This is a genomic window from Nocardiopsis coralliicola, from assembly GCF_054779695.1.
In genome coordinates, this window is record NZ_BAAGXT010000029.1 from 47,727 (window position 1) to 66,262 (window position 18,536).

An 18,536-nucleotide genomic window follows, 5' to 3' on the forward strand; every position below is an offset into this window, starting at 1 on the left:
CGCGCCGCCCCGACGCGGCCCTGCCGCGCCGGCGCTCACGCTGCACCCCGGCTCTCGTGCTGCCAGCCGACGACGCGCCGCTCCAGCCGCTCGAACGCCAGGTTCAGCAGGTAGCCGATAATGCCCAGCAGCACGATGCCCGACCACATGTCGGCCAGCGCGAACGACCGCTGCGCCTGCAGCACGAAGAAGCCGATCCCGTTGGTACTGCCGACCAGCTCGCTGATGACCATCGTGATCACCGCCAGGGACAGCGCCGTGCGCAGGCCTGCCATGATGCGCGGCAGTGCCGCGGGCAGCAGCACCTCCAGCAGCAGCCGGCGCCGGCCGACCCGGAGCGTGCGCGCCGTCTCCACCATGGTCCGGTCGGCGCCGGCGAACCCCTCGGTGGTGTTCAGCAGGATGGGCCACACGCAGACCGTCACGATCAGGAAGATCTTCATCTGGTCGCCGATGCCGAACAGCGCCACCGCGAACGGCAGCAGCGCCGGCGCCGGCACCGCGCGGAAGAACGCCGCGAACGGCTCCACCAGCCGGCCCACCCAGCGCACCGACCCGGCCGCCATGCCCAGCGCGACTCCGATCAGCGCCGAGGCGGCGAAGCCGGCCAGGAGCCGGTAGAGGCTGGGCAGGACGTCGGTGACGAGCCGCTCGGAGAACCAGTTATAGGCGAAGGCGACCGCGATCTTGTCCAGCGGCGTCAGGTAGAAGGAGTCCGACACCCGCGACACCAGCCACCACAGCCCGACCAGGACGACCGGTACGCCGATCTCCAGGGTGAGGGCGATCCGATTCCTCAACGTGCACCTCGCTGGGACGCGTGCCAGGAGATCAGCCGCCGCTCTGCCGCCGCCACGGCGGCGTTGCAGGCGTAGCCGAGCACACCGGTCACGATGATGAGCGCGTACATGGACGGCAGGTCGCCCGACTGCTGGGCCACCGTGATCTGCTGCCCCAGCCCGGGCATGCCGATCACCAGCTCCGCGGTGATGGCGAGGACCAGCGAGATCGAGAAGGCGATCCGCAGCCCGGTCAGGATGTAGGGCGCCGCGCTGGGCAGCACCACCGAGGTGAAGGTGCGCAGCCGCCCGGTGCGGAACGTGCGCGCCGTGTCCAGCGCGACCGGGTCGAGATCGCGCATGCCGTACACCGTCTGCACCAGCATCGGCCAGAAGCAGGCGAAGGCCACCAGGAACAGCGCCGCCTCCCGGCCGGTGCCGTAGGCCAGTACCACCAGCGGCACCAGGGCCACCGACGGGATCGGGCGCAGGAACTCCACGACCGCCCGGACCGACCGGTAGGCGAGCTCGTTCGAGCCGATCACGGCGCCGGCGGCCACGCCCAGCGCGGCGGCGATCGCCAGCCCGATCAGGGCACTGGCCATGGTGTCGGCTGCGGCGCGCCACAGTTCGCCGCCGGCCGCCATCTCGGCCAGCGTCCCGCCGATCACGGCGACGCCGGGGAAGTGCGCCGCGGGCAGCACTCCGGTCGACACCAGCAGCTGGAAGCCGCCGACGGCCGCGGCGGCCGAGAGCAGCGCCCACACGGGGCCGGGCAGATCGCGCGGGCCGGCGTCGCGGCGGGCGCGTACCGCGGGTGCGGCGCTCATCGGGCCTCCCCGGCGATCAGGCCCGGGTCGGGTCGGGTGTGCGCCATGTCGTAGGTGACCATCATGTCGGCGAGCGCGCCGATGGACTCCCAGTTGATCTCCGGACTCCAGTACGGCAGTTCGATGCGCTCGGCCTCCTCGGGCGTGATGTCGGTGTAGGCGGGGATCATCGCGCGGGCCGCGTCGGGGTGCTCGCCGGCCTCGGCCAGGGAGCGGTCCATCGCGCGCGCGAACGCCTCCACCGTCTCGGGGTTGTCCTCGGCGAAGGCGTCCGAGGTGAAGAACAGCGCGTTCTGCAGCCCGGGCACGGTGTCGGTGTAGGGGCGCAGCACCGGCACGTTGCCCGCATCGGCCATCGAGGTTGCGAACGGCTCGGCGGTCTTCGCCGCGTCGATCCGGCCCTGGGACAGGGCGAGCGCCTGCTCGGCGCTGGACATCTCCACGATCTCCACGGTGTCGCTGTCGCCGCCGTGCGCGTCGATGCTCGCCTTCAGGGTGAGGTCGACGATGCTGTTCAGCGACGCCACCCCGATCACCGCGCCGTCCAGGTCGGAAGCGTCCCGGATGCCGCTCCCGGGCGCAGCGCTGAGCAGGTCGAACGTCGGCTCGTCGGGAGGCGGCAGCGGCGCGTCGGGATCGCCGGAGAGCGCTCCCGAGGACACCACGCTGAGCTCGATGCCCTGCTGCGCCGCGAGCAGCAGGGTGACCGGGTTGGACCAGCCGATGTGCATGTCGCTCTTGAGGACCGCCGGCAGCAGGGCGGCGCCGCCGCTGGAGACCTCGGCGCGGACGTCCAGGCCCTCCTCGGCGAAGTAGCCCTTCTCGATGCCGAGGTACAGCGGAGCGGCCTCCGCCACCGGGATGGTGGCGACGTCGACGACGGTCAGCCCGTCGCCGCTGGTGCTCAGGGCGGTGTCGGTGCCCGTGCAGCCGGCAGCGCCGACCAGGACGGCCGCCGCGGCCGCCAGCACCGGGGGGATGCGCATGGCGTCCCTCTCCTTTCGTGTTCCACCGGTCCGGAGGGACCGGACCGGGCGCGGTTCAGGGGGCCGCGGCCAGCTGTGCTCCGCCGCAGACGTGCAGGACCTCGCCGGTGATGAAGCCGGCGTGCGGGCCGGCCAGGAAGCCGACCGCCGCGGCGACGTCGTCGGGCGAGGCGAGCCGCCCCAGCGGCGTCATGGCGGTGTGCCGGCGCCGGAACGCGGCGTACTCCGCGTCGGTGCGGGCGCCCCGGGTGAAGGGGGTCTCCACCATGCTCGGCGCCACCGCGTTCACGGTGACGCCCAGCGGTCCCAGTTCGAGCGCGAGCGAGCGGGTCAACCCCACCAGTCCGGCCTTGGACGCGGTGTAGGCGGGGGGCCCTCCGCTGAGCCAGGTGCGCGAGGCGATGTTGACGATGCGCCCGCCGCCGTCCCCCCACAGCGGCAGCATGGCGCGCGCCACCTGCATCGGCCCGCGGACGTTGACGGCCATCACGGCGTCCCAGTCGGCCGGTGCGGTGTCCTGCAGCGCCCGGTGCCGGGTTACCGCCGCGTTGTTCACCACCTGGTCGACCCGGCCGAACCGGTCGGCCAGCCACCCGGCAAGAGCGGCGACCTGCCCCGCGTCGGCCACGTCCGCGCCGTAGCCGAGCACCTCGGGGCACCCGCCTCCGCCGCCGTCCAGCTGCCCGGTGAGCTCTGCTGCCGCGCGCTCGGCTGGACCGGCGTCGCGGTCGACGAGGATGACGCGGGCGCCGTCGCGCGCCAGCCGGGACCCGATCGCGGCCCCGAGTGCGCCTGCTCCTCCGGTGACCACGGCGACCGGGGCGTCCGGCGGCTGCGCCGCGCTGCGCGGCGGGGCGGGGGAGGGGGTCTGGGGCCTCATCGGGCGTGCCTTCCCGGGGAATGGGCCTGCGGGCGCATGCCGCGTCCGGTGGCCGGGTGGGCCCGCAGGACGCGGGCGTTGTGCTCCAGGGCCGCGCGCGGCGGGCGGTCGGTGCTGAACTCCTCCACCGAGATCCACCCGCGGTACCCGGCCGCGTCGAGCGCGTCCAGCAGTGCGCCGGTGTCGAGCAGGCCGTCGTCCAGCGGCGACCACCGGTGCCGCCACACGCCGCCGCCCGGGGGGCGCTCGTAGCGGGCGTTCTTCACGTGTACGTGGGCGAGGTGGCCGCCGAGGAGCTCCAGGGCGAGGCTGTGGTCCTCATAGCCCTCGACCAGCAGGTTGCCCGCGTCGTAGTTGACGCCGATGAAGTCCGGGTCGAACCGGCCCGCCAGCCGCATGCCGAGCGAGGCGCTCGGGCAGATCGACCGCTGGTGCAGTTCCAGCACCGCTCGGATGCCGGTGCGCCGGGCGAGGGCGGCGACGTCGGCGAAGTGCGCGGCAGCGCGGTCGAGCAGTACCCGGTAGGGGCTGCCGTCCCGCCAGGGCGCCCGCACCCGCACCATCGGAGCGCCGGCCGCGCGGGCGAGCCGCATCGCCGCTTCGACCCCGGCAATGTCGCTGAACTCGGTGTAGGGGCAGAGCCCGATGACGGCCAGTCCCGCCGCGGCGCACCGCTCGGCCGCCTCCTCCATGGCCGCGGGGTCGGGCGGGAGCGTGCAGTGGTTGGCGGTGAGGGCGTCCGGCTCGGCGGCGGGCGGGGGAGGGTCTGCGACACGCCATTCGATTCCCGCATAACCAGCGCGATGGACAGCGCCGATGGCGTCCCAGGGGGACATATCGGGCAGTGAGATCGAGTAGACGCCGGGAAGCACGGTGCGGGTGATCCTCTCCAGGGGGCGGCCGGCGGCGGCACGGTGAGCTACTCAGGTGCAGCTGGCAGGGGTGATCGCCGATGAAATGCGGCCGTAACGCGGTGGCGTGCCCCATTACAGCCCATGGCGTCCGTCACGTCCAAGTCCCGTCGGGTACCTGGGATATGCTCCCCGCCTATACCCCCCCGCGTCCCGCACGGAGGCCCCGTGGAATTCCGCCATCTCCGCTACTTCTCCGCGCTCGCCGACGAGGGCTCGTTCAACCGGGCGGCCGCGCGGCTGCACATCTCCCAGCCCTCGCTCAGCCGGCAGATCCGCGAACTGGAGCGGCAGCTCGGCACGGTCCTCGTCGAGCGCGGCCCGCGCGGGATCGGTCTGACCGCCGCCGGCGCCGCGCTGCTTGAGCACGCGCGCCAGCTGCTCACCCTGGAGGCCGCGACGCACGACGTGGTCGCCGGCGTGGAGCGGGCGCGCGAGCTGGTCCGCGTCGGCCTGCCGCCCGGCCTGCCCGCGCACTGGCCGACGGCCGCTGCGCACCGCGTCGCCGCCGCCGTGCCGACCTGCGACCTCGAATTCTCCGAGGAGGGCAGCCTGGGCCAGCTGCGCGCGGTCCGGCAGGGCCGCCTCGATATCGGCGTGGTCCACCAGGCGCCGACCGCGGACCACGCGTCGGTGCTGCTGTGGCGCGAGCCGATGGGCGCTGCCGTCCGACCCGGGCACCCGCTGGCCGCCGCGGAGCGCTTCCGGCTGGAGGACTTGGACGGGCTGCGGGTGCTCGTCCACTCGCGGGAGCAGGTGCCCACGCAGCAGGACGGGATCATCGCGGCGGCGCTGGCCGCGGACGTCCACCCGGTCTGGCGGTTCGCCCGGTTCGCCGAGTACGCGCGGCCCTGCGCCGAAGCGGTGCGCGCCGACGCGGTCCTGGTCGGCGCGCATACGGCAGCCGCGCACCTGCGGGGCTGGACGTGGCGCTCGCTGTCAGGGCTGTCGCTGGCGATGTCGACCTGGCTGGTGCGGCCCCGGCACACGCGCAGTGTGGTCGCGGCCGTCGCCGACGCGATCGCCGCCACCCCGGTGGAGGCCGGCCCGGATTCGTTCGGCTGACCTGCCGCGCGGCCCGCTCTCCCGGGGCGCACGCGCCGCGGCCCGCCTCCGGAAGAGCCGGATGCGGGCCGCGGCCGGGGCGGCGCGCCCTGCGCGCCGTGTGCTCTAGAAGGGGGTCAGGGTGACGGTGACGGCGGTGGGGGAGTGGTCCTGGACGTAGGAGGCGAAGTCGGCGACGTCGTCGAACGCGAAGCCGTACGCCTTTCCGTCGACCATGTTCTCGTGCAGGATGCGCGAGTAGTGGTTGGCGATGTCGGTCAGGTAGAAGTCGGCCGCATCGTCGGTGGGCTGCTCGGCGTGCGAGAGCAGCGTGCCGCGGTTGAAGGCGGCGCCGAGGATCGCCGCGACCGGGCCGGTGAGCCCGTCGTTGGGGGCGGCCAGGGCGCCGTCGCAGAACAGGACGTCGCGGGTGCTGGGCTTGTCGAACGCCTCCACGCCGCCGTCGAAGGTGAACTGGCCGCCCTGGACGCCGCCGGTGAACACGCCCTCGTTCGTGGTGACCTGCAGGCTGTTCTGCGCGTAGTGGTCCCAGACCTCGTCGATGTAGGGCGCGAAGTAGTCCTCGGGGAACAGGCTGGTGTCCAGGCCGTGGCTCGGCGCGATGATGCGCGTGCGGTCGCCGACCAGGAGCGGGGACAGGTCGGGGTCCGCGGCGATGGCGTCGAAGATCGCGTCCCGGCCGCCGTCGACCAGCAGGCCGGTGGTCTGGTCCTGCTCGCCCTGGAGCCGGATCGCGATCGGCACGCTGAACTGGTCCACCATGGAGGAGTTGCAGTACATGCCGTCGGCCTGGTGGGTGAATTCGAAGGTGTCGTAGAGGACGCCGTAGCTCGGGTCGTTCTCGACGTGGCCGGCCGGGTACTGCAGGGCGGCCCGGCCCTCGCCGTCGGTGACCGCCTTGAACCGCAGCTTGTCGCCGAGCGCGAAGTAGATCCGCCCCGACATCGGCTGCGGCAGGTCCAGCACCGTGTCGCCGGACTCCAGCGGGATGCTGTAGTCGGTGTAGCCGTCGTCGGTGTTGTCGGACTCCTCGACCGGCACCATCGAGCCGTCCCGGGTCACGTGCACCATCTCGCCGGTGTCGATGTTGGTGCCCACGACGTAGACGAGCACGTCGGAGTTGGCGAACGACCCGGTCTGGTTGACGAGCGTCACCGGCAGGGCGGCCTGCGCGGTGGAGCGCGCCGTCGAGGCGGCGACTCCGCGCGGTCCGGGGCCGGAGAGCAGGACCCCGCCGGCGCCCGCGGCGGCCGCGGCAACACCGACACCGCCGAGAAAGCGTCTGCGACTAATCATTGAAGACTCCTTCCTATTTCTTCCGGAGCCCAACGTGTCCACCCGGATGCGGCGCGTCAACACCTCCGAATCGCGTTCGGTGACGGCGGTGCTGGTGAGCGGCATGGGGTATGGGATAAGTCACACTTGTGCGTATGGGAGCGCTCTCACTCCACCGGGCCAGCACAAGCGCGCGGCCCGCCCTCCTCGGGGGAGGGCGGGCCGCGCGGGGACGACAGCAGCGGCCGGCGGCCGCCGGAGCCCTAGTGGGCGGCCTCCTCCTCGGGCAGCGCGAAGGGCTCCAGGGCGGCCGCCAGCTCCGGGTGGACGTCGGCGGTGAGGACGGTGCCCTCAGCGGTCTGCTCCAGTGCGTCGATGAGGCCTTCGGAGTGGACCCGGGACACCAGGTCGCCGCGGTCGAAGGGGACCCGGGCGGTGACCCGGACCTCCGGGCGGGGCAGCGCGTTGTCGACGGCGGCGAGCAGCGCGTCCACCCCGTCGCCGGTGCGCGCCGAGACCGCGACCGCGGCGTCGGCCGAGTCGAGCAGCCGCTGCAGCTCCTCCGGGTCGGCGGCGTCGGCCTTGTTGATGACGAGGATCTCCGGCACGTCCACCGCACCCAGCTCCGCCACCACCTCGCGGACCGCCTCGATCCGGCCCTCCGGGTCCTCCTGGGAGCCGTCCACCACGTGCAGCAGCAGGTCGGCGTCTGCCACCTCCTCCAGAGTGGAGCGGAACGCTGCGACGAGCTGGTGCGGCAGGTGGCGCACGAAGCCCACCGTGTCGGCGAGGGTGATGTCGCGCCCCTGCGGCGTGCGGGACCGCCGCACGGTCGTGTCGAGCGTGGCGAACAGCGCGTCCTGCACCAGCACGCCCGCGCCGGTGAGCCGGTTGAGTAGGCTGGACTTGCCGGCGTTGGTGTAGCCGGCCAGCGCCACCGCGGGGACGCCGCGGCGCTGGCGCTCGGTGCGCGTCACCGCGCGGCGGGCCTGCAGCTCGGCGATCTCGGCCCGTGCCTTGGCCATCTTCTCTTCGATCCGCCGGCGGTCCGTCTCCAGCTTCGTCTCTCCGGGCCCGCGGGTGGCCATGCCGCCGCCACCGCCGCTGCCGCCGGACTGTCGGGACAGCGAGCGGCCCCAGCCGCGCAGCCGCGGCAGCATGTACTCCATCTGGGCGAGCGCGACCTGCGCCCGGCCCTCGCGGGACTTGGCGTGCTGCGCGAAGATGTCGAGGATCAGCGCGGTGCGGTCGACCACCTTGGCGCCCACGGTGTCCTCGAGGTGGACGATCTGGGCCGATGACAGCTCGCCGTCGCAGACGACGGTGTCGGCGCCGTGCGCCTCGACGATGTCGGCCAGCTCTGCGGCCTTGCCGGAGCCGATATAGGTGGCAGGGTCGGGCTTGGAACGGCGCTGCACCACGCCGTCGACGACGTCGGCGCCGGCGGTCTCGGCCAGGGCAGCCAGCTCCTGCATCGAGCGGTCGGCCTCGGCCTGGCTCCCGGAGAGCCAGATGCCGACGAGCACCACGCGCTCGAGGCGGACCTTGCGGTTCTCGACCTCGCTGACGTCCTGGCGCTCGGTGGACAGCCCGGGGACGCGGCGCAGTGCGAGGCGCTCCGCGAGCTCCTCCTGGTCGCCGTCGGCGCCGGGGTTCGGGCCGAATGGGGCAGAGGAGTCGTGAGCGGTCAATGGGGTCCCTTCGCAGCGGCTGGGCGGCGCCGTAGCCGGCGGCCGCCGGGGCGCGGTGCGAACAGCGCAAACAGAACCCGCGTCCCCGTGGTCCGGATTCTATGGCGGTGCGTCCCCGGGGCGGCAAGCGGTTTTCCGCCGGCGCGGCGGAAGGCCGCAGCGTCCGCCCTGCGGCCCGCGCCCTAGGAGTGCGGCCGCTCCGCTGCGGCGGCCTCCGGCTGCGCCGCCGCTTCGGCTTCGGCGGTGATCCGGTCGAACTGGGCGTTCATCGCGGCGGCCAGAGCCTCCATCCCGGACTTGGGCCGCACCATCACGGTCACCGCGTCGATCAGCCCGTCGGCCCTGGTGTGCAGGAAGTCGCAGCCCTCGACCTCCTTGCCGCCGACCGTGGCGCGGAAGACGAGCGCGGCATCGGAGCCGCCGGCTCCGTCGTCGGCGGACATCTCCCGGACATAGCGGAAGTCCTCGAACACGCGGATGGCGGCGCGCAGGAACGCCGCGGCCGCCGGCTTGCCGGGGTAGGGGCGGTAGGCGACCGGGCTGGTGAAGACGGCGTCCGGCGCGAGCAGGCCGGTCAGGGACGCGTGGTCGCGGGCCTCGACGGCGCGGCGGAAGGGATGCACGGGTACTCCCGTCAGTGAGTAATCAATTTGTTGATTACATCGACGATAGGGCGCCGCCCGCCGCGCGTCCAGGGGCGGTACCGGACGGTCAGCCGGGGCCGGCAAGGCCGTGGCGGCCGGCGTAGGCCGCCCGCTCCGGCGGGCGCCATCCGTCCAGCAGCCCGTCCGCCGGGCGCAGCACCTCCACGGACAGCGGGCGGCACACCTCGACCGGGTCGCGCGCATCAGGCCCCCACAGCGGGACGGACAGGTCGCCGCCCGGACACGTGGACAGCGCCATCAGCAGGTCGGTCTCGGCGAAGAACTCGACGTAGTCGCCGGCCAGGGCCGGCGACGCGGCCATGAAGTAGCGGTCCTCGCTGTTGAGGCCGGTGCACTGGAAGAGGTTGAGCACGTCGTGCACGTCGAACTCGGTCAGGCCCCAGGGCAGCACGGCCCGGGTGAGGTTGGAGTGGCAGTGCAGGTCGAAGTCCTCGCCGGTGAGCATCCGGTTCACGTAGGGATCGCAGCGGGTGCCCAGCAGGTCGTGCACGCGCCCGCCGCTTTCGCCGGGGTCGCGGCCGGCCAGGGTGTCGGCGGTGATGGTGGCCAGCGGGCGCAGGAACGGCAGCGTCGACCAGAGCCGGTCGAAGACGCTGACATGGGCCGCCTGGAGCTGGCGCGTGCGGGCGGCCCAGAGGCGCTCGCGCGGGTCGTACCGGTTCCAGATGTTGAGGTCGCCGACCTGCGGGCCCTCGGGGGTGCCGATCCGGCAGAGGTGGCCGGCCGGAACCTCCCAGGCCCGGCCGGAGCGGATCGGCACGGTGAACTCCGCGACCGCCGTCCGGCCGCCGGCGGAGGCGAGCGCGGTGTAGAGCTCCCGGTCGATGCCGAGCACGCCCCCGGCGCGCACCTGGTAGGCGGCGGGCGGATCCTTCATGGCTGCTCCCTTCTCATCCGCTGCTGTACGCGCCTGCTGCCGCCCGCTGCCCCGGATCCCGCGTCAGGTGCGCGGCCAGACGCACTCCCCGCCGACCCAGGTGGATTCCACCCCGATGCCGGACAGCCCGTCCGGGTCCGCGGTGAGCGGATTGTCGGCCAAGACCGCGAAGTCGGCGAGCATGCCCGGCGCCAGCCGCCCCTTGAGGCGGTCCTCACCGCAGGCGGCCGCGGACCCGGCGGTGTAGACCTCTAGGGCGCGGCGCGGCGGCAGCCGCTCGCCCGGGCCGAGGACCGCGCCGGACGGTGCCCGCCGGGTCACCATCGACTGGAGCGCGAGCAGCGGCTCGTAGGGGCCCACCGTGTAGTCGGAGGAGCCGGCGACGGTGATGCCCGCCGCGGTGAGTGAGCCGTGCGCGCAGGCACGCGCCGCCCGCTCCGGACCGTAGAGGTCGACGAGGCGGTCGCCGAGGTAGCCCACCATCGCGCCGAACGGTACCGCCGCCACCCCGGCCGCCGCGATCCGGCGGACCAGCCCCCCGTCCACCAGCGAGCAGTGCTCCAGCCGGTGCCGCACCCGGCCCGGGGAGGCCGCCTGCGCCGCCTCGATGGCGTCGAGCACCCGGGCGATGCCGGCGTCGCCGTTGGTGTGCACGGCCAGCCGGTTCCCGGAGGCGTGCACCCGGTGCACGATGCCGTCCAGCTCCTCGCCGGTGAGGACCTGGATGCCGGTGGTGGCGCCGTCCGGCCCGGTGTAGGGCGCGGAGCACAGGCAGGTGCCGCCGGTCAGCGCCCCGTCGAACATCAGCTTCACCCCGACCAGGCGCAGCATCGCGTCGCCGAACCCCGCCCCGATGCCGAGCCGGTCCAGCAGTTCGGCGTGGTCGTGCCAGACCAGCATGCCGATGCGGGCACTGAGCGCTCCGCGGTCCCGCGCCGCAGCGAACATGCGCCAGTCGGCCGGGTGGGTGAGCGCGTCGCACACCGAGGTGATCCCGGCGGCGTTCATCCCGGACAGCATCTCCTGCAGTGCGCCGATCCGGGCGTCGAGCGTGTCGTCGGGGACCAGCTTCGCGCGTCCGCCGAACCCCATGAACCCCTCGAACCAGGCGCGTTCGTGCACCAGGCCGGTGAGCCGCCCGGCGCCGTCCCGCACCAGCGTTCCGCCGACGGGATCGGGACTGCCGCCGGTGTATCCGGCCGCGGCCAGCGCCGCCGAGCTCGCAGTCGCCGAGTGGTAGGACTTGTGGATCACCAGCACCGGGCGGCCGCCCCCGGCGGCGTCGAGCAGCTCCCGGTCGACCCCGCCAGCGGTGCGCCGCGGATCGAAGTCGTGGCCGACGACCCACGCGCCCGGCGGCGTACGCCGGGCCCGCTCGGCCAGCACCGCCCTGACGTCGTCGGCGGAAGCCACCGCGCCGGGGGACAGGTCCGCATAGACCGAACCGGTCGAGCACATGCCGGGATGGGCATGGGCGTCGTTGAAGCCGGGAACCACCGTGGCCGGCCCGAAGTCGACGACGCGCGCAGCTGGCAGTTCGGCGCGCAGACCGGCGAGGTCGCCCGCGGCGAGGATGCGTCCGTTCGCGACGGCGAACGCCTCGGTGTCCGGGCCGTCCAGCGTCACGACGGTGCCGGCGCGGTAGAGCGTGGCGGTCACACGGCCTCCTCGGAATCGGCGGATGCGGGCGGCGCAGGCGCCGGGTCGGCCGCGGGGCGGGACCGGCGGCCGAGCAGCCGGACGAGCGCCGCACCGGCGGTGAGCAGCGCCAGGTTGGCGGCGAGCCCGTGCACGCCGACGTTCACACTGTCCAGCGCGGCGCCGTGCACTACCGACAGGCCGACGGTGACGGCGATGCCGCCCGCCATCGCGACCAGCACCACCGCCGGGTGGACGGGCCGCTCCTTCCACAGCGCGAGCGCGATGGCCGGCGTGAGCTGCACCAGCCCGGCGTAGGTGAGCAGGATGAGATTGGCCAGCAGGTCGGGCCGCGCGATCGCGAGCGCCAGCGCGCCCAGGCACGCCAGGACCACGGTGGCGTGATTGACCCAGAACTGCCGTCGAGGGCCGAGGTCGGGCACGACGTTGCGGGCGACCAGGGTGGAGATGCCGATCGCCATGGACGCCGCCGGCACCATCGACGCCGCCAGCGCCGCGACCGCGACCACGCCCAGCAGCGGCCCCGGCAGCATGTCCCGCGCGAGGCTGAGCAGGGCGCTGTTGGAGTCGGAGTCGCCGGCCAGCACGAGCACCGCAGTGAACCCGATGAAGACCGGGAACACTGCCATGGTGGTGAACAGCGGCAGGAAGGCGTAGTTGCGCCGCAGCACCCGCGGGCTCGCCGCGGCGTACACGCTGTTCCACAGGAACGGCAGACCCATCAGGCCGAACCCGAGCACGCTGATCAGCGTGCTGGTGAAGAACCACGTCGGGCCGCTGCCCGCCACGCTCAGCGTCAGCAGCTCGGGCCGCTCGGCCGCGACGCGCCCGAACAGCGCGGCGGGGCCGCCCACGTAGTACAGCGGCATCGCGACCGCGAGGGCGACGATGACCAGCAGGGTGAGCGCGTCCTTGAAATAGGCCGTGGTGACGACGCCGCGCACCCCCGCCCACAGCACGAACGCGATGATCAGGACGGTGCCGGCGGCCATACCGGCCGCGCCGGACGCGGCGTCGCCGGTGACCAGCTCGATGACCAGGCCCAGGCCGGTGATCTGGAGCTGTAGGTAGGGGAAGAGGAAGAGCAGTGCGAACACCGCGGCCAGTACCCCCATGGTGCGGCTGCGGTAGCGGTCGGCGAGGAAGTCGCCCTGGGTGAGGTGGCCGCGCTCCTTGCCGATCCGCCATAGCCGCGGGGCGATGAAGAACAGCAGGATGTAGCCGACGGTGAGGTAGGGGACGACGTAGAGCCCGGCGACGCCCCCGGTGAACACCAGGCCCACCAGGCCGAGGAACGTGAAAGCCGTGAAGATCTCCCCGGCCTGGAGGAACCAGACGGCGGCGGCGCCGAACGAGCGCCCGCCCACGGTCCACTCGGCGAGGTCGCGGCGCGGCCCCCGGCGGCCGAGGACGCCCAGCCCGCCGATGACCGCCATACCCAGCAGGGCGATCGCAAGGGTGGAGGTCACCGGTCCTCCCCGCCCTGCGCCGCACCGCTGCCCGGATCCCCGCCGGCCTCGATGATGCGCTCGGCGAGGAGGAGCGCCGGCGTGACCAGGACGCACCACACGAAGGTCCACACCAGCATCGGCGGCAGTCCGAACCAGAGGTCGGCGGTGCGGAGGAAGGGGAGGAGGGGGACCGCGAGCAGGGCCGCCGCGGGGACGGCGGCGATGGCGAACGGGGTTCCGCGCACGGGGCTCCTTGCGGGCTGCAGGGGCAGGGTCGGGGCGGAGGAGTGGGCGGTCGGCAGGGGCATCAGGGTAGGCACGGGCGCGCCCGCGAAACAATGGCCACGCCGGAACTGCGGGCCGCTGCCCAGCCGAAGCCACCGCCGGTCCCAGGGAAATGCACGCTGCGTCCGCTCCCGGGCGCGGGGCCTGCCGGCTCCCTTCCTTCGGGGGCTCCCGATCCAGGTGCGGCGCGACCGGCGGGCGGGTGTCCCGTCGACCCGCTGAGCGGCGGCGTCCCGCTCGGCGCTGTACAGCCCGTCGTCCGACGTGAGGGCGACCGCCGCGGCGCCGGGATCGGCACCGCGGGGCAGGGCGGGACGCGGCCGCTGACGCCGGTCGCCGGTACGGCCGCCTCCGGCGGGTCGACCTCCAGCGCGGCGCCGCGCGCTGGCGGGTGCCTTCGCTGCGGCGCCGACCGCGCCCCACCGGTCGGGATCGAGGGCGACCGGGTCGCGGCCGAACCGCTCCGCGAGCAGGCGGGACACGAGCGGGGTCCGCGACGCCCCGCCGCCCAGCACGAGGTCGCCGAGGCCGCTGGCCGCTGACCGACGGCCGCCGCGCCGGCCCGCTCCAGCGCCCGGCCGCGGTACCCCGGCGTGCCGCGGATACGTTCGCCGATCAGCGATCCGAAGACGGTGCGGCCCACCGGTCCGTTGATGTTGGCCGGGGCGCCGGAGGAGTCGGCGCACTTCTGCGCGATGAAGTCGACCTCCGGCCGGAGACCCGGCGCACCAGGGCGCGGTCGAAGTCGTAGCCGACGAGGTAGCGGCCGCCGCCGAAGGACCGGTTCTCGAACCCGGACCCGGGGGCCCAGGACACCACCGGGGTGTCGAACGCCCGCTGCCGAGGTCGTCGGCGAGTAAGGCCGCCGGGCCCTCCGGGCGGTGCTCCGCCGCCTCCAGCCCGGCGATCCGGCCGCGCTCCGCGGAGCGGAACGGAGCGGCGGGCCGCATCGTTGTCGGGTCACTCCGGAGGATCCGGATGACCGCGGCCGGGCGCGGCTGCGGCGGAGGAGGAGCGCGATGGACGGCGGAGCGGCGGGCGGGCGCCCCGAGGTCTTGGTCGGGGTGGACGGGTCGGGCGGGAGCCGGTCGGCGCTGCGCTGGGCGGCCGAGGCGGCGCGGCTGCGCGGCGCGCGGCTGGTCGTGCTGCACGCGCTGAGCGTGCCGCCGATCGCGACGCCGTTCTCGCCGCCGGTGCGGATCTCCCCGGTGCCCGACGTCACCGACCGGGCCGGCCGCATGCTGCGCAGCGCCGCCGCGTACGCGGGGGAGAACTGGCCGGGGCTGGCGGTGGGCGCCGAACTGTCGCTGCTGGAGCCTGCGCCGGCGCTGCTGGCCCGGGGCGCCCGGGCGGAGCTGGTCGTGGTCGGCTCGCGCGGCCGCGGCGGCGTCGCGTCACTGCTGGTGGGGTCGGTAGGGGCGCGGGTCGGCGCGCAGTCGCAGCGGCCGGTGGCGGTGGTGCCGCCGCTGGACGACCGGAGCGGGCCCGCGCCGGTGCGCGGCCGCGGCCGGGTCGTGGTGGGGCTGGACGGCTCGGCGACGTCGGTGGCGGCGCTGCGGTTCGCGCTGGCGGAGGCGGTGCGGCTGCAGGCGGAGCTGACGGCGGTGCACGTGCTGCGGCCGGAGGTCGCCGCGCCGGATGACGAGTCCGACCTCGAACAGCGGATGGCCGAGGCGGTCGCCGCGCACCGGTCGCCGGCCGACGACGGCGCCGCGGTGCACCGGGCGCTCGCCCGCGGCGAGCCGGCGGCGGCACTGCTGGCCCGGGCTTCCGGCGCGGCGCTGCTGGTGGTCGGGTCGCGCGGCCGCGGCGGAATCCGGGGGCTGCTGCCCGGCTCGGTCAGCCGGGCCGTCCTGCATCGGGCCGAGCTGCCGGTGGCGGTGGTGCGCGCCGGGGCGTCCGAGCACTGAACCGCACCCGGTCCGGCGCTGGCCGGATGCGGAGCGCAGGCCGCCGGAGCCGCCGCCTGCGGGCGCCGAAGATCATCCGGGCGCCTCGGCGAGGCGGGTGAAGTCGTCGGCGACGGCGCCGAGGAGGCCGCAGCCCCGCGCGGTGGCGATGTGCCGGACCCGGTTGCGCATCCGCAGGCTGGACACCAGTCCGGCGTCGCGCAGCACCGACAGGTGCCCGCTGGTTGCGGCGCCGGACAGCCCGAGGCGCGCCGCGAGGTCCCCGGTCGTCCCGCCCTCGACCGCGGCGTGCAGGACCCGGGCGCGGGTTCCGCCGATGAGGCGGCCGAGCGCCCGGCGCTCCCGGGTGGGCCACTCCACCGGCGGCAGCCGCACCGGATGGACCAGCACCGGCGGCCGGTCGGGGTCGACGTAGGCGATCGGGTAGCAGCGGCAGAAGAACGAGGGCACCAGGCGGAGCGGGCGCCCGCAGAGCCGGATGTCGCGCTCCACCGGGTAGGCCGCTTCGAGTATCGGGCCCCGCCAGTGCCACTGGTCCGGCAGCACCGTGTCCGGGGGCGGCAGCCCCGTGCCGGCCCCGCAGCCCTGGACCACGCGGGCGATGCGCTCCCAGCCGGGCGCGATGGCCAGAGCGTGGTAGGAGCGCACGGCCCGCTCCAGGCCGCGCAGTGCGTCGGAAGAGCCGGACGCCAGCTCCCGCGCTGCCGAGGACGGCCCCTGCTCGGCGGCGAGCAGGCCGAGGTCGGCGCGGATCCGGGCGAGGGGTGTCGAGCGCAGCCGCTCCAGCCCTTCGGCGAGTCCGCCGTCGCCGCATCCGGGCGTGAGGAAGTCGGGGGAGTAGCCCACCGGCGGCGCCAGCTGTGCGAGCCGCCGCATCAGCGGGTCCATCCGGTCGGCGACCCGCGCCCGCCAGCGGGCGTGCTCCGGGCCCAGCAGGTCGCCGCGGAGCGTGTGCAGGCTCAGCAGCACCTCCCAGAGCGGGTCGGGCGCCGCGGTGCGGACGATGGGCTCGGGGGTGTCTTCGGAGAAGTGGATGCGCAGCACGGACGCCTCCGTTCGCGCAGGTCGGGGAGGTGCGCGCCCCCATAGTGCGGGCTGCGGCCGCCGTGCCGGGGCCACTGCCGGGACAGCGGCCGCATGTGGTCACCGAGAGTGACCGATCGGGGCGCGTCGCGGGGATTTGTCGGGTCCCGGCTGCGGCGGCGGATACCGCAGCGCCTCCGGGGCCTGGTCTTTCATGCCAGCGCGAAAGAGATGGGCGGCCGTGCCGGGCCCGGCCGAGCATGGTCGCGGCGGCGCCGAACGGACGGCGCGCCGGAGCCGCCCGCGGCGGACTCCCGATGCGCCCGGCCGGACGGCCGGCCCGCATCCACGACGAGCAGAAGGCGGAACGATGCCCCGAATCGCACAGCTCCTCATGGCCGGAGCGGCGGCCTTCGCGCTGAGCACGACGGCGCTGGCGGCCCCGGCGGCGGCCGACGACCCCAAGGCGCTCACGGTGCCCGCGGGGGAGGTCTCCGGCAGCGGCTCGCAGGCCGACGCCGGCAACACCACCAAGGCGAAGAAGTACTACTTCGAGACCTACGCGACGCAGCCCAGCTTCCGGGACCGCCAGATGAAGAAGCAGGCCGGCTACCTCTACCCGGGCAACAACTACTTCTACTGCCAGCAGGAGGGCATCTCGCACTACTTCGACCACAACGGCAACCGCTACTACAACACCTGGTGGGCCAAGACCGACGACGACTCCGGCAACAAGAACGTCTGGGTGAGCGCCACCGCCTTCAAGAAGGGCGACAACTGGAAGCCCATCCCGGGCCTGCCCAAGTGCTGACAACCCTCCGCGCCGGACACTGACCGCGCCGCCATCCAGCAGCGAGCGGCAGGGCCCTCCAGCCCTGCCGCTCTCTTGCTGTGCGGAATGGAGGGGCTGGAGAAATCGGCGGATCGACGGGGCCCTGAAGGGAGAAGGAAGTGCGTAGTGAAGGGGGGAGTGAAGGGGGGAGCAAGTTATAGGGAAGGGTTCGGATCGGTGGGATGCCAGCAGACGCGACCTGAGGGGGCGGGTTTCTGGCGCGCCGGCTTGCCGTCGCGGTGGAGGGCGCTGGGATCTGCGATCCGGCGGGGGCGGGCCCACCCGATTGTTTCGGAGCCCACCCCGTCGGGTCCCTCCCGGCCCGACCCGGGGGCACGGACGGCAACGGCAAGGGCGAGGGAGGACCCCGCCCTATTCGGAACCGATTGTGAATGCCCCCGGCCCGGCCCGGCCCGACGGGCCGAGCCCCACCGCAACAATCGCGCGACCCCTCGGAGGTGGGAGCGATGGCGAAGAAGGACAAGGCGACGGAGGGATGGAAGAGCCGTCCGGCGCGCAGCGTGGCTGACACGCCGGGTGACTGCACGAAGTCGCCGAACTGCAACAACACGGGGACGTTGCGCAGCGGGCACCCCTGCACCTGCGGGAACGGCGTCCGCGCCAACCAGAAGTAGGTTTACCCGCCCAATGGGAGGGTAGTATATATACTGAGGCTTCCGCTTCTTGAAAACTCAACAGCGAGAGGAGGTGAACCATGAAGGCCCTGAAGGGAATCGTTTACGCCCTGTGCAGGCACGGCAGGGAGAACTGCGAGGAGTGCTTGCACAGCACTACTGAGCCGAAGAAGCCCTAGAGGAATTAGAGCGCTGGTATCGTCAGCCAAGATCCCCTGCGTGTCGGATTGCCCGGCACTCGCCCGAAAGGCCCCCAATTGCCGTCAGATGATCGCCGCGGACCGGGCGGGCTTCCCCTGGTGACCCTCAAGCAATGGGCTGCTGATGCGGGCTACAGCCACGCCTACGCCGTCCGGGTGATGCCGCGCTACTACCCCGGATTTCCGGAACCGGAGTGCTACCGCGCCGGCATGAGCGAAAAGGGGGGCGGCGGGGGCAGTGCTCTCTACGACCCCGAGAAGCTGGAGCCGTTCCGCCCGCGCCGTGCCGATCCAGTGGAGCTGCCGCCCGCCGATTTGGAGCGCGAGGTCACCCTGGGCGGCTTCGCCCGGTTGATCGGCGTGGACGGACGCAGCCTTACCCAGATCAAGGACGACCGGCCGGACACTCTCCCCGACACCGCCGACGGGCAGCGCTGGTACCCCCGGGCGCGCTACCGGGCGGGTGACCTGCTGCTGATGTGGAATGCCCGTCCCGGCCCGGGACGCGGGTCCGACAAGCGCCGAGCGGAGCTGCCCTGGTGGGCCTCGACGGAGGAGTGACCGGCGGCAGGGCTGCTTCTG

The 18,536-nt window shown here is 74.0% G+C and carries 18 protein-coding genes; 5 read left to right on the plus strand and 13 right to left on the minus strand.

The window, feature by feature from the left end; all coding sequences use genetic code 11:
• Nucleotides 1-35: 35 nt before the first annotated feature.
• From ACYVGT_RS19055 to ACYVGT_RS19075, 5 genes are read right to left on the minus strand one after another with little or no spacing between them, the layout of a single operon-like run.
• The gene (locus ACYVGT_RS19055; RefSeq protein ID WP_460860248.1) at nucleotides 36-800 is read right to left on the minus strand and encodes an ABC transporter permease; all 765 of its coding nucleotides are present in this window, start codon (nucleotides 798-800) and stop codon (nucleotides 36-38) included.
• Nucleotides 797-1,609 (minus strand): ABC transporter permease, encoded by an 813-nt coding sequence (locus ACYVGT_RS19060; RefSeq protein WP_460860250.1) that lies wholly within the window; start codon nucleotides 1,607-1,609, stop codon nucleotides 797-799. The genes ACYVGT_RS19055 and ACYVGT_RS19060 overlap by 4 nt, the downstream gene beginning before the upstream one ends.
• Nucleotides 1,606-2,595, minus strand: coding sequence for an ABC transporter substrate-binding protein (locus tag ACYVGT_RS19065; protein ID WP_460860252.1), 990 nt, complete (start codon nucleotides 2,593-2,595; stop codon nucleotides 1,606-1,608). The genes ACYVGT_RS19060 and ACYVGT_RS19065 overlap by 4 nt, the downstream gene beginning before the upstream one ends.
• A gap of 55 nt (nucleotides 2,596-2,650) precedes the next feature.
• Complete coding sequence (locus ACYVGT_RS19070; RefSeq protein WP_460860255.1) at nucleotides 2,651-3,475, minus strand: SDR family NAD(P)-dependent oxidoreductase; 825 nt, start codon at nucleotides 3,473-3,475, stop codon at nucleotides 2,651-2,653.
• A complete protein-coding gene (locus ACYVGT_RS19075; protein ID WP_460860257.1) occupies nucleotides 3,472-4,311 on the minus strand; it encodes a sugar phosphate isomerase/epimerase family protein in 840 nt (279 codons plus the stop codon). The genes ACYVGT_RS19070 and ACYVGT_RS19075 overlap by 4 nt, the downstream gene beginning before the upstream one ends.
• A gap of 243 nt (nucleotides 4,312-4,554) precedes the next feature.
• On the opposite strand from ACYVGT_RS19075, the gene ACYVGT_RS19080 reads away from it, so the two are divergent.
• Entirely contained in the window at nucleotides 4,555-5,451 is an 897-nt protein-coding gene (locus ACYVGT_RS19080; protein ID WP_460860259.1) for a LysR family transcriptional regulator, read from the plus strand.
• Nucleotides 5,452-5,556: 105 nt separating this feature from the next.
• On the opposite strand, the gene ACYVGT_RS19085 is transcribed toward ACYVGT_RS19080, so the two are convergent.
• The 7 genes from ACYVGT_RS19085 to ACYVGT_RS19115 form a co-directional block, all read right to left on the minus strand.
• A complete protein-coding gene (locus ACYVGT_RS19085) occupies nucleotides 5,557-6,747 on the minus strand; it encodes a beta-1,3-glucanase family protein (RefSeq protein WP_460860262.1) in 1,191 nt (396 codons plus the stop codon).
• A gap of 242 nt (nucleotides 6,748-6,989) precedes the next feature.
• Nucleotides 6,990-8,417 carry a GTPase HflX gene (gene hflX / locus ACYVGT_RS19090; RefSeq protein ID WP_460860264.1) on the minus strand — a complete coding sequence of 476 codons (1,428 nt, stop codon included), beginning with the start codon at nucleotides 8,415-8,417 and terminating at the stop codon, nucleotides 6,990-6,992.
• Between the two features lie 182 nt (nucleotides 8,418-8,599).
• Nucleotides 8,600-9,040 (minus strand): nuclear transport factor 2 family protein, encoded by a 441-nt coding sequence (locus ACYVGT_RS19095; RefSeq protein ID WP_460860266.1) that lies wholly within the window; start codon nucleotides 9,038-9,040, stop codon nucleotides 8,600-8,602.
• A gap of 88 nt (nucleotides 9,041-9,128) precedes the next feature.
• On the minus strand, nucleotides 9,129-9,959 hold the full coding sequence (locus tag ACYVGT_RS19100; protein ID WP_460860268.1) for an urea carboxylase-associated family protein: 831 nt from the start codon (nucleotides 9,957-9,959) through the stop codon (nucleotides 9,129-9,131).
• Between the two features lie 63 nt (nucleotides 9,960-10,022).
• Entirely contained in the window at nucleotides 10,023-11,618 is a 1,596-nt protein-coding gene (locus ACYVGT_RS19105) for an amidohydrolase (RefSeq protein WP_460860270.1), read from the minus strand.
• Entirely contained in the window at nucleotides 11,615-13,087 is a 1,473-nt protein-coding gene (locus tag ACYVGT_RS19110; RefSeq protein ID WP_460860271.1) for a sodium:solute symporter family protein, read from the minus strand. Before ACYVGT_RS19110 ends, ACYVGT_RS19105 begins: the two co-directional genes overlap by 4 nt.
• Entirely contained in the window at nucleotides 13,084-13,314 is a 231-nt protein-coding gene (locus ACYVGT_RS19115; protein ID WP_460860274.1) for a hypothetical protein, read from the minus strand. The genes ACYVGT_RS19110 and ACYVGT_RS19115 overlap by 4 nt, the downstream gene beginning before the upstream one ends.
• Before the next feature lie 1,059 nt (nucleotides 13,315-14,373).
• Here ACYVGT_RS19115 and ACYVGT_RS19120 point away from each other — a divergent pair.
• Complete coding sequence (locus ACYVGT_RS19120) at nucleotides 14,374-15,264, plus strand: universal stress protein (RefSeq protein ID WP_460860276.1); 891 nt, start codon at nucleotides 14,374-14,376, stop codon at nucleotides 15,262-15,264.
• 72 nt (nucleotides 15,265-15,336) lie between these two features.
• Here ACYVGT_RS19120 and ACYVGT_RS19125 read toward each other — a convergent pair whose 3' ends face one another.
• Nucleotides 15,337-16,308 carry an ArsR/SmtB family transcription factor gene (locus ACYVGT_RS19125; protein ID WP_460860278.1) on the minus strand — a complete coding sequence of 324 codons (972 nt, stop codon included), beginning with the start codon at nucleotides 16,306-16,308 and terminating at the stop codon, nucleotides 15,337-15,339.
• A 349-nt stretch (nucleotides 16,309-16,657) separates the two neighbouring features.
• Between ACYVGT_RS19125 and ACYVGT_RS19130 the strand changes: the two genes are divergently transcribed.
• The 3 genes from ACYVGT_RS19130 (at nucleotide 16,658) to ACYVGT_RS19140 (ending at nucleotide 18,515) form a co-directional block, all read left to right on the plus strand.
• Nucleotides 16,658-17,098: a hypothetical protein gene (locus tag ACYVGT_RS19130; protein WP_460860279.1), complete on the plus strand. Its 441-nt coding sequence runs from the start codon at nucleotides 16,658-16,660 to the stop codon at nucleotides 17,096-17,098.
• A 488-nt stretch (nucleotides 17,099-17,586) separates the two neighbouring features.
• Nucleotides 17,587-17,754 carry a hypothetical protein gene (locus ACYVGT_RS19135; RefSeq protein WP_460860281.1) on the plus strand — a complete coding sequence of 56 codons (168 nt, stop codon included), beginning with the start codon at nucleotides 17,587-17,589 and terminating at the stop codon, nucleotides 17,752-17,754.
• 299 nt (nucleotides 17,755-18,053) lie between these two features.
• Entirely contained in the window at nucleotides 18,054-18,515 is a 462-nt protein-coding gene (locus tag ACYVGT_RS19140; protein WP_460860283.1) for a hypothetical protein, read from the plus strand.
• Nucleotides 18,516-18,536 lie beyond the last annotated feature (21 nt).

Excerpts from the sequence above, each read along its gene's own strand:
- ACYVGT_RS19100 (WP_460860268.1), bottom strand. The coding sequence starts at position 9,959 with ATGAAGGATCCGCCCGCCGCCTACCAGGTGCGCGCCGGGGGCGTGCTC.
- ACYVGT_RS19060 (WP_460860250.1), bottom strand. The coding sequence starts at position 1,609 with ATGAGCGCCGCACCCGCGGTACGCGCCCGCCGCGACGCCGGCCCGCGC.
- ACYVGT_RS19135 (WP_460860281.1), top strand. The coding sequence starts at position 17,587 with ATGGCGAAGAAGGACAAGGCGACGGAGGGATGGAAGAGCCGTCCGGCG.
- ACYVGT_RS19130 (WP_460860279.1), top strand. The coding sequence starts at position 16,658 with ATGCCCCGAATCGCACAGCTCCTCATGGCCGGAGCGGCGGCCTTCGCG.
- ACYVGT_RS19120 (WP_460860276.1), top strand. The coding sequence starts at position 14,374 with ATGGACGGCGGAGCGGCGGGCGGGCGCCCCGAGGTCTTGGTCGGGGTG.
- ACYVGT_RS19075 (WP_460860257.1), bottom strand. The coding sequence starts at position 4,311 with ATGTCCCCCTGGGACGCCATCGGCGCTGTCCATCGCGCTGGTTATGCG.
- ACYVGT_RS19085 (WP_460860262.1), bottom strand. The coding sequence starts at position 6,747 with ATGATTAGTCGCAGACGCTTTCTCGGCGGTGTCGGTGTTGCCGCGGCC.
- ACYVGT_RS19070 (WP_460860255.1), bottom strand. The coding sequence starts at position 3,475 with ATGAGGCCCCAGACCCCCTCCCCCGCCCCGCCGCGCAGCGCGGCGCAG.
- ACYVGT_RS19065 (WP_460860252.1), bottom strand. The coding sequence starts at position 2,595 with ATGCGCATCCCCCCGGTGCTGGCGGCCGCGGCGGCCGTCCTGGTCGGC.